This window comes from Brevibacillus sp. DP1.3A (assembly GCF_013284245.2).
In the GTDB taxonomy this organism is placed as follows: Bacteria; Bacillota; Bacilli; order Brevibacillales; family Brevibacillaceae; genus Brevibacillus.
This window is the reverse complement of record NZ_CP085876.1, coordinates 1040148-1053655: the sequence shown is the minus strand read 5'-3', so window position 1 is coordinate 1053655 and position 13508 is coordinate 1040148. Positions and strand designations below refer to the sequence as shown.

Sequence of the window (13508 nt, the reverse complement as noted above, 5' to 3'; positions counted from 1 at the left end):
GCTATTTCTTAGCCTGCCCCGGCAAAAAAACGGTCACGAGCGTCCATTTCCCTTCTTCGCTATCCAGTGCAATATCGCCTTGATGGGCATCAACGATCTGTTTGGCAATGGAAAGACCTAATCCTACGCCCCCTGTTTCGCGGCTGCGGGCTTTGTCTACACGGAAGAAACGGTCAAAAACATGCTGCAAATCTTCTTTGGGAATCCCCATTCCGTAATCCTTCACCGAGAAATAAGGCCGGTCCCCTTGAAGCCCCACCCCAACCTCGATTTCATTGGAGCTGTATTTCATCGCATTGTCGAGTAAAACGACGAGCACTTGTTTTAGTTTTTGTTCATCGGCCATCACAGGAACCGACTCGTGGTTTGCGCCCAGTTGAAAGGACCTGCCATACGCATTGGTCAATTGTGTAATGGTCGTTTGGCACATCGGGATCAAGTCGATCTCTTTGACATCCAGATTCCATTCGGCGCTATTGTTTGCGAGAAGGAGCATTTGATTGGTCATATCCTTCATGCGCACGGCTTCCGAATAGATCGCCTCCACCGACTCTGCCAGAACCTCCGGCTTTTTCGTTCCCCAACGTTTCAACAGCTTCGCATAGCTTTCTACTACAGTCAGCGGCGTTTTCAATTCATGGGAAGCATCTGAGACAAACTGCTGCTGCTTCTCGAAGTTTTGCTGCAATAAATCCATCATTTTGTTAAAGGTACTTCCTAACGCGTGCAATTCATCCTTGGATGTGTGCTCAAGCGGTATTTTCTTAAAAATACTACGTGCTTGAATGTCTTCCATCGTTTGTATCATCGAGTTGACTGGTCGCAAAATCAGATTGCTCAACATGCGTCCTGCAAAAAAAGCAGGAATCAGCACGAACAGCGAAGCAAACAACAGAACGTTTTGCAGCAGGCTCAAATTTTCTTGCAAACCCGCAATACTTTCAATGACTTCTAACGTGACAATTTTCCCATTCGTCCAAATGATCGGGACCTTGACGTACGCGTATTTCGCTCCGTTGACATCGAAGACACCGTCACTCGCTTTTCTATCAAAGATGGGCTTCGGTGCCGGGATTGGCTGTGTGCTGTCTACTTCCTGCGTGACGATGGCTCGCGACTCTTGATCGATAATCCGGATCATCCCGTTCGACGGCAAATACGGCTGCAAGAGCGTAGCAGGGTCGAAACTTTCTACACCGATCTGATTGAGTCCACTCTGGATGTGCAGAACTTCTCGTTGTAGACGATCCAGCTCGCCGTCTGTTGTCACTTTGTAGAACATGAAGTAAATGAAGCTGTTTACCATGAGCAACATTAGCAAAAGTGCGACCGTAGAGAACAAATGAATTTTATTTTTGATTTTCATAATCTACCCCTTCAGCATATAACCAACGCCTCGTACTGTATGCAAAAGCGGGGTTTCATACCCTTGGTCCACCTTTTTACGCAAGTAACGGATATACACGTCAACGACATTTGTGTCTCCGAAATAATCAAATCCCCATACGTGTGTAAGAATCTGTTCACGATTCAGAACTTGGTTTTTATTCTGCATCAGATAAAGCAACAAATCGAATTCACGCGGCGTCAGCTCGATCTGACTGGAGCCTCTCGTCACTTCCCGTGATTTTTCATCCAGGCTTAAATCTGCTACCTCTACTTTGGAGCTGGCTTCCACTTTCCTCGTCATTTGGGACAAACGGAGGCAGGAACGGATGCGAGCCAGCAGTTCCTCGATTTCAAAAGGTTTCGTGATGTAGTCGTTCGCGCCTTGATCGAGTCCATTCACTTTGTCTACGACAGCATTTCTGGCCGTCAATAAAATGACTGGCGTCGCGGAGTCCTTTACCCGAATCCGGCGAAGCACTTCTATGCCTGACAAGCCTGGCAGCAGTACATCGAGCAAAATCAAGTTCCATCCACCTTGATTGTATTGTTCCAGCGCCTCAAGCCCTGTTTTGGCGATCTCGCTTTCGTATCCTTCGTATTCCAGCTCTAATTGAATCACACGAGCAATTTTCTCTTCATCTTCCACAATTAATATTCGCTCCGACATGTAATCCTCCTAAGCCTTGCATCCATTATCCAGATGAGTTTAGCAAATATTGGCTGTGGATCAAAGAGTAATCCGTACGAAAGATATAATTTTTTACTTATATTGATAACCCTACCCACTGCCAGTACGCATAATAAAAGACGACCATCAGGATCGCGTGGGCCGCACCTGCATACAAGCTCAACCGCAGCAAATCCTTAGGCAAAAAGGTCTCCTTGCCGCTTTCCTGGAACATGAGCAATGCTTTGGAGCTGACAGGGAAGGTCAGGCAGTAGTTCATACCGACGATTCCTAAGAACAACACAGTCACTTCATTCAATTCAAGGCTGCTCGCAAAGTAGAGAAGCGGTGGAACAAGAATAACGGCTCTCGTTGTATGCGATGTAATGTACAGATGGGAGGTCAGTGTCAGCAAAGTAATAACCCCAATGATCAGCAGCGACGATTCCCCTTCCAGCTGCTCGGTGATCGTGAACAGCTTCTTCATGATCCACTCTGCCGCGCCGCTGTCCAACAACGACTTTCCGAGGGCAATGGCTGCCCCTACAAACAGAATCAGGTTCCACGAGACAGACTGTACGCCATCCTTCCATTTCATGACGCCCACATTCGGCAGTGTCAAAAGAAAGGCGCCGACAACTGTCGTGGTTGCAATCTCGATTCCGTGAAACCGCTCTGTCAGCCAGAAAATGACCATCGCCCCGATCACAGCAACCGTATATTTTTCATTGCGGGACAAGGTAAGGGAGAGCTTTTTGCTCGCAAGTGGGCGCTGCATCTCTTCTTTAGTGAGAAACAGAGCCAGAACAATCCGGCAAGTAACGATGCTGGCCACTACCCCAAACGGCAGTCCCCACAACAGCCACTCTGCAAAGCTAATCCCTTCCCCATTGAACTCCTTCAGCATATCGAGTGCGATAAAATGGGAGCCCGCTCCGATCATGGTGGAGCTCGTCGATACTAAAATAATCGTCGGAATCAGGATCGCCATGGCTTTCGTGATTTGCTTGTTCCCGATTTCTGAGGTCAGCGAGTGGAAAACAGGCAGTAGCACCGCTGCGCGTCCAGAAGTAGACGGGATAAAGAAAGCGAGAAATTGAACGACGACCGTCAAGAGCCAAAACAAGCTTTTAACATTCTTTGCGCGGCTCACGACCAGATCTGTGAGTTTGCCTGCCAAGCCAGTCACTTGAAGAGCACCGCCGAGAATGAACGAGCCAATCATTAACCAAATGACATCGGAGGCGAGCGAGTCGAACAAAATTTCCTGGTCAGCCGTTCCTGTCACGACGAGGAGTAACACGGAGCCTATCGCCACATAGGCGGAGTTCAGCGAGGTGGTCGTCCACAGGATCACGGCGACACAGAAGCAGAACAAGCTCCATTTGGCTTCAAATGTCAGGGAAGACGGCAACATAAGCAGTAGTTCAGCGAACATAATCAGGACAATCGGAAGGACCCAGGCAGGTCTTTCCTTTGCAGCAGTCTGTGCAATCACGATACTTGCTCCTTCTCCATTAAACGATTTGCGAGCTGCAGGCCCACCATGATGGTTCGCATGGAGCTTTCCGAGCAATCGGTCAGCCATTTTTGCGCATGCATAAACGCTTCCTCCAACGTAGACGGCATCGGCAAAATACTCGTGTACGCATCAATTCCGTGCTCATAATTGAGTCTTGCACCTTTGCCAACAGTCCCCACCAAAGCCACCACTGGCAGGGCATGCTTTTTCGCCCGCTTCGCCACTTCCACTGGAATTTTTCCTCGTGGGGTTTGAAAATCAATGCTTCCTTCCGCCGTAAACACAAGGTCTGTCTCTTGAAGCATCCGATCCAAATCAATGTACTTCATGATAATGTCGTAGCGTGGATACAGATTCGCACCCGTCAGCGCATGCAGTCCGGCACCCAAGCCACCCGATGCACCACTACCCGGCATTTCTCTGACATCGCTACCGAAATCCCGCTCGATGATAGCCGCGAATTGTTCGAGTGCTTCTTCCAGCTCAACCACTTGCTCAGGTGTCGCTCCCTTTTGCGGGCCAAACACGCGAGCGACTCCGTTTTCCCCACACAGCTTGTTAAACCAGTTGCAAGCCACATCGATTTGCACCTGCTTGAGTCTTTTGTCCATGCCGGATACATCGATTTTCGTTACTTTTGCCAGCGAGATTCCGCCTTCAATACGGATTTCTTGACCGCTTGCATCCAAAAATTTCGCGCCAAGTGCTTGCGCCATGCCTGCCCCGCCATCGGAAGTACCGGAATCGCCGCAGCCTAGCAAAATACGATCTGCCCCCATGTCCAGCGCCGCTTTGATCAATTCACCGACGCCATGTGTCGTCGTTTTGCGCGGATCACGCAAGCTTCTTGGAACTAGTCGCAGTCCCGCTGCTGCCGCCATCTCAATCACAGCCGTTTGACCTGTCGTCTTTGATCCGAATATCCCGAAATGGGAAGGAACCTTTTCTCCTACAGGGCCAGTTACTTCCTTATCAATAATCGAGCCATTCGAAATTTTCACAATTGCTTTTGTAAAACCTTCTCCTCCATCTACCATCGGCAGTGTCTGTACTTGGGAGAGCGGGAGTACGCGCAGAATTCCTTCTTTCATGCATTCTGCTGCTTGCTCGGCATCTAAACTTTCCTTAAAGCCCGAAGGCACAACGAGTATACGCATAAAAACAACATCCCTTCTCTTTATTTGAATTTGCTTTCGCATTTGTCTCACTTGAGTAAGACCAATACTAAGCTTCAAAAAAGAGAAGGGAATAATAGGAAGATGAGAAATTGATGAGAGAAAAGTAAGAAGAACGTTACGTTTCTAAGCGTTTCGTTTTCTGCGCAGTTGATAATAGGTCACAGCCAAAGCGAGCGCCAATACCGTTCCTTTGATAATATCGTAAGCGTAGTACGGCAGATTGAGCATCGTCATGCCGTTGAGCAGCACCCCGATCAGGATGGCTCCCACAAATGTACCGAATACGTTTGGCTTTCCAGCGCCGAATACGGAGAAGCCTACGAAAGCAGCCGCTACTGCATCCATCAGCATGGAGCCACCACTACTCACCTGCCCGGTACCGATCCGCGCTGCCAAGAGCATCCCGCCCAAGCCCGCAAAAAGTGCGGAGAGCACATAAGCCAAGGTACGATAGCGATTCACAGGAATCCCCGACAGACGGGCAGCTTCCAAATTGCCACCTGTCATGTACAGCATCCGCCCCTGTCTCGTATAGGTCAAGTACACATGCGTGATCGCGACAAGTAAAAAGGTCAGGATAACCGGAACCGGTACGGAAAGAATTTCTCCTTGGCCCAGCCAGAGGAACCATTCCTGGAATTTTCCCGGTGCCTGTGAGCCGTCCTGCATCGGCATATTTGCGTAGATCGAGTAGCCTTGGGAATACGTCATATGAATGCCATTGACGATGTAGAGCATTGCTAGAGTAGCCAGCAAATCAGGAATGCGGATTTTCACGACCAAGAAGGCGTTGACCAACCCTACGAGCAAGCTGAGTACAATCGGAACAACTAGTGTCGTGAAGACTCCTTGTTCGTACCAAACCATCATGGAAGCAGAAACAACTGTGGTCAATGAAACCGTCGATCCTACAGACAAATCAAAGCCTCCGACAATCAGCGAGAACGTAACGCCAATCGCGACAAATGTCACAATCGAGATGGAGCGAAGAATGTCCGTCAAGTTGTCGTACGTGAAGAAATACGGGTTGGTCAAACTGAATAACAACATGACAATAACGATAACGGCAACCGTTCCGTATTTATAAATAAAATCAAATAAGCTAAACTTTTTATCTGCCACGTTACTCACCTCCGCTTGCGTAATACATAATCAGCTCTTGTGTTGCTTCCTCGCGACTCAATTCCTTCACGATCTTGCCCTCGAACATGACGAGAATCCGGTCTGCGATCCCGATGACTTCCTGAAACTCACAGGAGAAATACAGGACACCCTTTTTCTGCTCGGCGAGATTTCCGATCAGACGGTAAATATCGCTTTTCGCTCCGATATCCACCCCTTTTGTCGGCTCGTCAAACATAAAGAGGTGAGCGTTTGTATCCAGCCATTTGCCGATAGCGACTTTTTGCTGGTTTCCGCCGCTGAGGAAACCGACCAGCTGCTTGATATCGGCTGTTTTTACCCCAAGGCGCTGCACGAGCTCTCTTGCGTTGGCCGCTTCCGCCCCTCTTTTGATAAATCCGAGCCAGGACTTCTTTTTCAATGAGGCGACAGACAGATTGTTCTGCACGGACTCCTCTACGAAAATTCCTTCCTTGCGCCTTTCCTCCGGGACGAGTACGATCCCTGCATCGACGGCGTCTTTTGGCGAGCGCAGTTGGACACGTGTTCCATGCAATCGAATGGCACCAGCCTTTGCCTCATCTGCACCGAAGAGCAATCGGGCGAGCTCAGTCTTCCCTGCCCCAACCAGACCGACGACACCCACGATCTCTCCCTCGCGAACCTTCACGTCGACTCCGCGCACTTTGCCGCCAGCCACACCTGACGCCTCAAAAATCGTTTCGCCAATCGGCACTGCAAGCTTCGGGAACTCCTCATCGAAGCTTTTGCCCAGCATGTTCGCGATCACTTCGTCCATGTTGGTCTTCGCCGTGTCCGAAGTCACGACATGCTGTCCATCGCGCATGATGGTGATCCGATCGCAGATTTCAAAGATTTCCGGCAGGCGGTGGGAAATATAAATGATCCCGACTCCAGCTTTTTTCAACTGCGCAATGATTTGAAACAGCCGCTCGCTCTCCTTCGTGCTCAACGGCGCTGTCGGTTCATCGAAAATGACATACTTTGCTTTTTGAACGGTAGCCCGTGCAATCAAAATCAATTGCTTTTCCGACAGCGTACATTCTTCGACGAGCATCCTCACCGGAATGGAGAAGCCGAAGTTTTTTAAAATCTGCTCTGATTCGTTGTACAAGCTCTGCCAGTTGATCAGTCCCTTGGTTTTCGACTGGACGAGCTGGCCCGCCAATATGTTTTCGGCGACGCTCAAATACGGGATCAAGGCGGTGTCCACTTCCTGATAGACACATTGAATGCCCTGTGCTTTGGCGTCCTGCGGCGAGTTGATCGTCACGGCCTGTCCATCGATGGTGATCGTACCGCCATCTGCCTGGTACGCTCCCGTGAGAATTTTCATCAGGGTACTCTTTCCCGCACCATTGGCACCGAGGAGTGCGTGAACCTCTCCTGCGCGCACCTCAAAATCGACGGATCGCAGGGCAGGAACCCCAGAAAACTGCTTCGCCATCCCTTTCATCTGCAATGTGGACATTTTTCACACCTCCTGTTTACCTGCGTAATCCACCCTCTACCTCTATAAGGAAAAATCCCGTTGACGGATACAGATCAACGGGAAAAGCCAATTTGGTTCTTACTTGCCCCACTCTTGTACGTATTGGGACAGGTCGCCCATCGTTACTTTCTTATCCTTCGGCAGGTCTTCCTGTTTCACCAGCACTGGATTCAGCTTCACGTTGTCTGGCACTTGCTCGCCTTTGATTTTTTGGAACACGGTTTGAGCATGAATGCGTCCGATATTGGATGGATCTACTGCTGCCGTCGCTGCCCACGGAGAGTTTTCCACCTGGATCATTTGCAGATCCTCATCGCTCAAATCGATGGAGTATACTTTGATTTCCGTACGCCCTGCTTGCTGGATGGCACGTGTCGCCCCTTTGGCAAATTCATCCCAAGCCGCCCACACTGCTGTGATGTCGCCTTTGTTTGGATACTTTTTCAAGATCGCTTCCATCTGCGTTTGTGTATCGAGTGCCGTATTGTTGGTTGCAGATCCGAATGCCGCAATCTCTTTCAAGTCCGGGTATTTCTTCTGGAAAGCTTCATACGTCACTTGGCGTTTTTCCATAGGCGCAAAGCCAGCTACCCAGATTTTTACGATGTTGCCTTTGCCGTTTGTATCTGCTGCCAGCTTCTCCAGGCTCAGCTCTGCCAACTTGTTGTCATCCTGCGCCACAACTGGCACACCCGGAATGTTGATGTCTGTATCAAACAGGACGACCGGGATTTTTTTATCCACAGCCTTTTGCGTGCCCTGCTGCAACGCTTCTGCCGTACCATGGTCGATCAGAATACCATCAAACTTTTGGTTCACAGCCGCATCGAGGTTGGACGCCATTTTTGCCAGATCGGTATCTGCGTTGAATACGGTCAACTCGCCGCCGTTTTTCTCCACCTCTGTCTTCACGCCATTGATGTATTGTGCAGAGAATGTCCCAACGTTTTGACGCATGATCAATGCGATTCTCTTTGCCTTCTCTCCCGAAGCACCGCCGTTTGTGCTGCCGGTTCCCGTTGTTGCCCCGCTGCCGCATGCCGTCACAAGAACAGATGCTGCCAAAACAAGTGATGTGATCAGACCGAGTTTCTTTTTCATTGAGATGCTCCCCCTTTTTCTTTTTAAAACAGATAACAAGATTAAAAATTTTGTTTCCCCTCAATCGGTTGGGGTAGCCCTGGCACATGTCTTCCAGTCGCCTGTATCCTCTCTACGTTCGGGCGGTCTCCTTCCAGACATGTGCCAGGGCTAACGAAAAGCTGGTGTGTAGCAAGAGCCTTTACAACGTTTTGTGAGTGATTCACCGAAGCTTCTTTTGATTCCACTTTCAAAAAGGAAACAAAAGCTTCGTAGAAGAAGCGTATTTCCAGTCCAAGCGCCTCTGGAGCCCCACCCAGCGCAGGAAGAAATGGCGGGGAATTTCAGCTTCACTTATGAAATCCTTCCTGAACCTTCTACGTTTGAAGCGCTCCCGCCATTTCTTCCGGAGCGAACAGTCATCACTCACTGAGGGGCGGAGGCCGAAGCGTAGACTGGAAATGCGCTTCTTCCCCACGTTAGCTACGCAAAAAAACCTCTTTCACAGAGAAAGAGGACAAAAATCGACAAGATTCTCGCCTCTTATCTGTCAGGTATTCTACCTGTTGGAGTTAGCACCTTGGCTCGAAAGAACGTAATCTCTCGCGCTAGGTTGCCGGGCTTCATAGGGCCATTCCCTCAGCCTTCTCTTGATAAGAGTAGTTTCTATTTTCAAAACGTTTGTATAAGTATATACAGAATATAATCTGGCAATTACCTATCTGTCAACTAGGTTTACCGAAAGAATTTTCTTGATAAATATTCCAGTTTCTTCAGTAACAACAAGAGGGATTTTGTTGTGTCTTGTCGAATTATCGTAGATTGATACAAGCCTAGCAAATATTTGCGATGGGGATGCTACATGAGTCTATTAAAAGAAGTTATTCTTCAATGGTTTTTCGCCATTATCCCGTTTGTGTTTTTCAACATCTATTACCGTGACAAAATGAGGAACTACAGCCGTTCCTTTCTTGTCATCACCAGCTCAGCCTGCATGTTTCTCGCGATGACCTTCGCCCCGAGTGTCATGAATGGCATGTTTTTTGATATCCGACATGTCATCATTCTTTTCGGACTGGTTTATGGCGGAATCGAGATTGCCTTGCTCCTTCTTATTGAAGCCTTGGTTTATCGGTACTACTTAGGTGGCGAAGGAACATGGGTTGCCATGCTGATCCTTACAGTCAATTTTGTCTTGTCACTCTTTTTGTATCGACACTACAAAGCCAGTTATCGGAAAACACTGTATCTTTTTATGACGAGTGCGATTTTTTCTACGGTTGCTTTAGGGACTACTTATTACTTTTTTCCCACGTATGTAACTCAACACCTCGTTTACTACACCATAGTGATTCCTATTCAAAACTTTTTCGGCCTCTGGTTATTAATGTCGCTTTTCAGCAAATGTGTTTCGGATAAGGAGCTGTTTATCCGCCACGCGCAAAACGAAAAAATCCAGACGATGAGCCATGTTGCTGCATCGCTCGCACACGAGGTTCGCAATCCACTGACAGCTGTCAAGGGCTTCTTGAAATTAATACAGGAATGTCCGGAAAATTTGGCAAAAGTCGATCAATACATTCGCATCAGTCTCGATGAAATTCAACGGACAGAAGCCATTTTGACCGAATACCTTGCGATTTCGAAACCGCTCAAGGAACGGCATGAGATCATTAATGTGAGCGAGCATCTGCATGCCATCCGCGAAGTAATGCTCCCCTTTGCCAATATGCATAACGTGGAGCTTACGCTGCAAGACTTTGAGAGACCTGTGACCGTCAAGGCCAATCCAGACGAGTTCAAGCAAGTGTTGGTGAATTTCATCAAAAATGCCATCGAGGCGTGCTCGGATATTTCGGACGGAAAAGTCTCCCTGGACTTGCACATCGAGCGAAACAAAGCTCTGTTGGTCATCAAGGATAACGGTGTCGGCATGGATGCAGGACAGATCAGCCGACTTGGAACGATTTACTTTTCTACGAAAACAACTGGGACCGGTCTTGGATTGACGTATTCCTATCATGTCATTCATGCGATTGGCGGAACGGTCAATGTATCAAGCAAACCACGAGTAGGAACCAAGTTCACCATTATGCTCCCGTATAAGGCACAGTGACTTCATGCAGGTTTTGCAGAGGGACTGTGCCTTTTTCCATTCGATAGCTAATGATGTAACGGGGGTACTTGTGGTTCTTTTTCGTTTTTTAAGGAGAACTGCCATTCATTTTGGCGATTGATCGTTGCGAGAAAGACTTGTTCGGACGCGATCCCCTTTTTCTTCAATTCGTGCATAAGCCATTGCTCATCGCGGTTCCGGTATGATAGCACATCCGGATATAGCTTGCCTTCCACAATGACAGGCAACGACATTCCCGCCGAAGAAGTCTGGATGTTTAAATCTTGCTTCGTTACGACCTGCTGCTCTACTTTTTTGAGCACAGTCAACCGACAACTGCGATACGACCCGTTGCAAAATGCCCAACGTCAAAACCGCTACTGCAATCGAAATATGCCGGACATCTGGCTCTGCAATGTCAGCCCCTGCCACTGATCCCAAAGTAATAATGATGATAAAGTCAAAGACAGGCAGCTCCCCAATTGAGCGCTTGCCCATGAACAAAGTGACCAACAATAATAAAGGAATAATCGTACATACGCGCCCGATGACGAGCATGCTTTCTCCGAATCCTTCCACGTTTGCCCCTCCCCTCACGCTTTACTATGCAATTTCTGGGAAGGCATTATGCAAAACAAAACACCAGGAGTCTCCCCCTGGTGTGTCTCATTATTCGTATGGCAGCCATTCTCCCGTAATAGCATCTACATCCCCATTGCTCTTCAGTATCTCTGCCGAATAGACCAAGACTGGTTGCTCTTGAATCCTATTGTTTTCAAGCGGGAATAGATAGCGGGGACTGAGCCGTTTATGTTGGAGATAAACCTGCGCCGCCTCTTCCGCTGAAATCACCTTGGACGCATCTGGGAAGGCCTCCTGCTCATGCGGGAATGTCAACCTTGCCCCGATAATTTCTCCTGTCTGCCCGTCGAACGTGACCTTATAATACTGATCCCGTATCAACACGCCGTTTACTTCCCGGACAAAGTTCAGTTCAACCTGTCTGCCCATCACGTAAATTTGCTCCTGCATTCGAACAGACTTCACCCGCGTATCCAAATACGGCTCCAAAAACAAGATCGCACGCTCCTGCAATTCTGCGACGGTGAGTGTCGTATCACCTGCTTTCAGCTCAGGATAAGAAATCTTGAACGCTGTCGCCCGACTATCAACGGTAGTCAGCTGCATGATTCGCTGACCTTTTTTGGCAACGTATTCCCGTTCGTTGTCTCCCATCATATAAGCGGGCACATTGCTCCCCGTAAACGGATAGCCCTCTACCTTCTGATCGAAAAACTCCATGGCAGCCGCAGCCTCTTTTGCCGACGTAGCTATTGCCTTCTTGCCCCCTGGCTTGACGGCGATACTGTCGCTAAAGGACTCCCCTCCCCACAAGATGGTTTTCACTTCCTTGCCTGTCTGCGCGTCAAGATACCCGGAGAAGTTTTCTTCGTAGCGAAGGACGTAGTCCACATCCTTCTTTCCAACTCTCTGATACGTCAACTGCATGACTTCTGCAAGCCCACTCTCGGCTTTTTTCGGAGAAGGTAACTCATCTATGCCTTGAAACTGCCCGGTGTCCAGAGTAATTCCCGTTGTATCGCCTGAATTGATGTAGCCAATCTGCCCCACATCGTTCATGCCGATCACATAGGAATCCCCTTCTACCTGTACATCATTTACGTAGCGTTGCAATCGGACGGCGTCATGCGCAAGGGCATCTGCTCCCTCTTGCTTATCTACTTGTTCGAACCGATACTGCTCCATATTTTTGCCCAGGAACGATTCCATGAATGCCTTCGCCTGTTGCTCTGTTCTCTCCTTGGAAGACACTCCCTCGATTTTCTCTTGCCCTGGAATTTTCTCTGCATCGAATCCAAGCAAGACCCCGCTTTTGGCGTCTAGTTTCACTCTGGCATATAGTGACACTTCTGTTCGTTCCTTATTGCTGAACGTGCGAAAATCTATGTTGTATACCTCTCGGGGGGCTTTCGTTACAGAGACCGATTTTTCCGCTTCCCGAAATGGAGGATATTTCTCGTACAGCTTTTCCAGCGTTCTGATCGCCGCTTGGCTTAACTCGCTTTCTTTTATTTCTGTCGATAAGAAGGAGCGGGGAACCAATTGCGCTTGCGATTCAAAACGAGATTGTGTGAACAACTCCGGAGTTACACCCATCATCCATACTGCTGCTGCCACCGTTGCAGCGGAAACCGTCCATGTCGCCAGCTTGATGCCGACTCTATTCGGACGATTCATTTTTGCCCGCGCCCGTTGCACCAGCTTTGCTTCCAGCGCTTCTACGAATTCGCTCCTTGGCTCCGCATCCTTTGCCCGAGGAAGAGCCGCGAAGAATTGCTCATCATTTGGAGTATTCATTGGCCAACCCTCCTATCCAGTCGACATGCAAAACTTTTTTGAGCTCTTTTGTGGCCCGGTGAAAATCTACGCGAACCTTGGCTTCGCTGGTGCCAAGGATTTCTGCTGTTTCCCGGATACTGTAAGCCTTGATACCGCGTAAAATCAGTACATTCCGATGATGTGGCTTCATTTTCTGCATGGCCTGCTCAATTTCCAGCTGCTCTTCCTTGGAAGCCAGCTCCGCTTCCGGCCTCCCTAGAAGAGAAGGCAGCCCTTTTAACAATTCCATGCCAAAGAACGTTTGCACCCGCCTCTTCCGGTAATCATCGATGGCGACATGCTTGGCAATATGTAAAATCCACGTCTTCACACTGGAACGCTCCTCGTATCTGCCCAAGGCATCCAAGACCCGGATAAATACTTCTTGCGTCAAATCCTCCGCATGCTCGCGCTTCCCCGTGAAGTAGTAGAGATATTGATAGACATCCCGGTAGTGCTCGCGATAGATCGCTTTGATCCGCGACTCGTAATCAATTGTGTCCTGCACTGGAATTCCTCTC

Annotated in this window: 10 protein-coding genes, 1 pseudogene and 1 riboswitch; of the genes and pseudogenes, 1 reads left to right on the top strand and 10 read right to left on the bottom strand. The window is 48.8% G+C overall.

Annotated features, from left to right (window positions below; genetic code table 11):
• Window position 1 precedes the first annotated feature (1 nt).
• From HP399_RS04700 to HP399_RS04670, 7 genes are all read right to left on the bottom strand, one after another.
• On the bottom strand, window positions 2–1366 hold the full coding sequence (locus HP399_RS04700) for a HAMP domain-containing sensor histidine kinase (RefSeq protein WP_173616814.1): 1365 nt from the start codon (window positions 1364–1366) through the stop codon (window positions 2–4).
• A gap of 3 nt (window positions 1367–1369) precedes the next feature.
• On the bottom strand, window positions 1370–2056 hold the full coding sequence (locus tag HP399_RS04695) for a response regulator transcription factor (protein WP_017251803.1): 687 nt from the start codon (window positions 2054–2056) through the stop codon (window positions 1370–1372).
• Between the two features lie 97 nt (window positions 2057–2153).
• The gene (locus HP399_RS04690) at window positions 2154–3494 is read right to left on the bottom strand and encodes an SLC13 family permease (RefSeq protein ID WP_217367467.1); all 1341 of its coding nucleotides are present in this window, start codon (window positions 3492–3494) and stop codon (window positions 2154–2156) included.
• Between the two features lie 56 nt (window positions 3495–3550).
• Window positions 3551–4735, bottom strand: a complete 1185-nt coding sequence (locus HP399_RS04685) for a glycerate kinase family protein (RefSeq protein ID WP_173616816.1) — start codon at window positions 4733–4735, stop codon at window positions 3551–3553.
• Between the two features lie 144 nt (window positions 4736–4879).
• The gene (locus tag HP399_RS04680; RefSeq protein ID WP_173616817.1) at window positions 4880–5878 is read right to left on the bottom strand and encodes an ABC transporter permease; all 999 of its coding nucleotides are present in this window, start codon (window positions 5876–5878) and stop codon (window positions 4880–4882) included.
• 1 nt (window position 5879) lies between these two features.
• Window positions 5880–7370 (bottom strand): sugar ABC transporter ATP-binding protein, encoded by a 1491-nt coding sequence (locus HP399_RS04675; protein WP_173616818.1) that lies wholly within the window; start codon window positions 7368–7370, stop codon window positions 5880–5882.
• A 99-nt stretch (window positions 7371–7469) separates the two neighbouring features.
• Window positions 7470–8492 (bottom strand): sugar ABC transporter substrate-binding protein, encoded by a 1023-nt coding sequence (locus HP399_RS04670; RefSeq protein ID WP_173616819.1) that lies wholly within the window; start codon window positions 8490–8492, stop codon window positions 7470–7472.
• Window positions 8493–9011: 519 nt separating this feature from the next.
• A riboswitch (SAM riboswitch) is annotated at window positions 9012–9131 on the bottom strand.
• Between the two features lie 202 nt (window positions 9132–9333).
• On the opposite strand from HP399_RS04670, the gene HP399_RS04665 reads away from it, so the two are divergent.
• The gene (locus tag HP399_RS04665; RefSeq protein ID WP_173616820.1) at window positions 9334–10587 is read left to right on the top strand and encodes an ATP-binding protein; all 1254 of its coding nucleotides are present in this window, start codon (window positions 9334–9336) and stop codon (window positions 10585–10587) included.
• A gap of 47 nt (window positions 10588–10634) precedes the next feature.
• Here the strand turns inward: HP399_RS04665 and HP399_RS04660 are convergent.
• The 3 genes and pseudogenes from HP399_RS04660 to HP399_RS04650 form a co-directional block, all read right to left on the bottom strand.
• Window positions 10635–11166 (bottom strand): annotated as a pseudogene (locus tag HP399_RS04660) (YetF domain-containing protein).
• A 90-nt stretch (window positions 11167–11256) separates the two neighbouring features.
• Entirely contained in the window at window positions 11257–12966 is a 1710-nt protein-coding gene (locus tag HP399_RS04655) for a hypothetical protein (protein WP_173616822.1), read from the bottom strand.
• Window positions 12950–13495, bottom strand: a complete 546-nt coding sequence (locus tag HP399_RS04650) for an RNA polymerase sigma factor (protein ID WP_173616828.1) — start codon at window positions 13493–13495, stop codon at window positions 12950–12952. Before HP399_RS04650 ends, HP399_RS04655 begins: the two co-directional genes overlap by 17 nt.
• Between the last annotated feature and the right edge of the window lie 13 nt (window positions 13496–13508).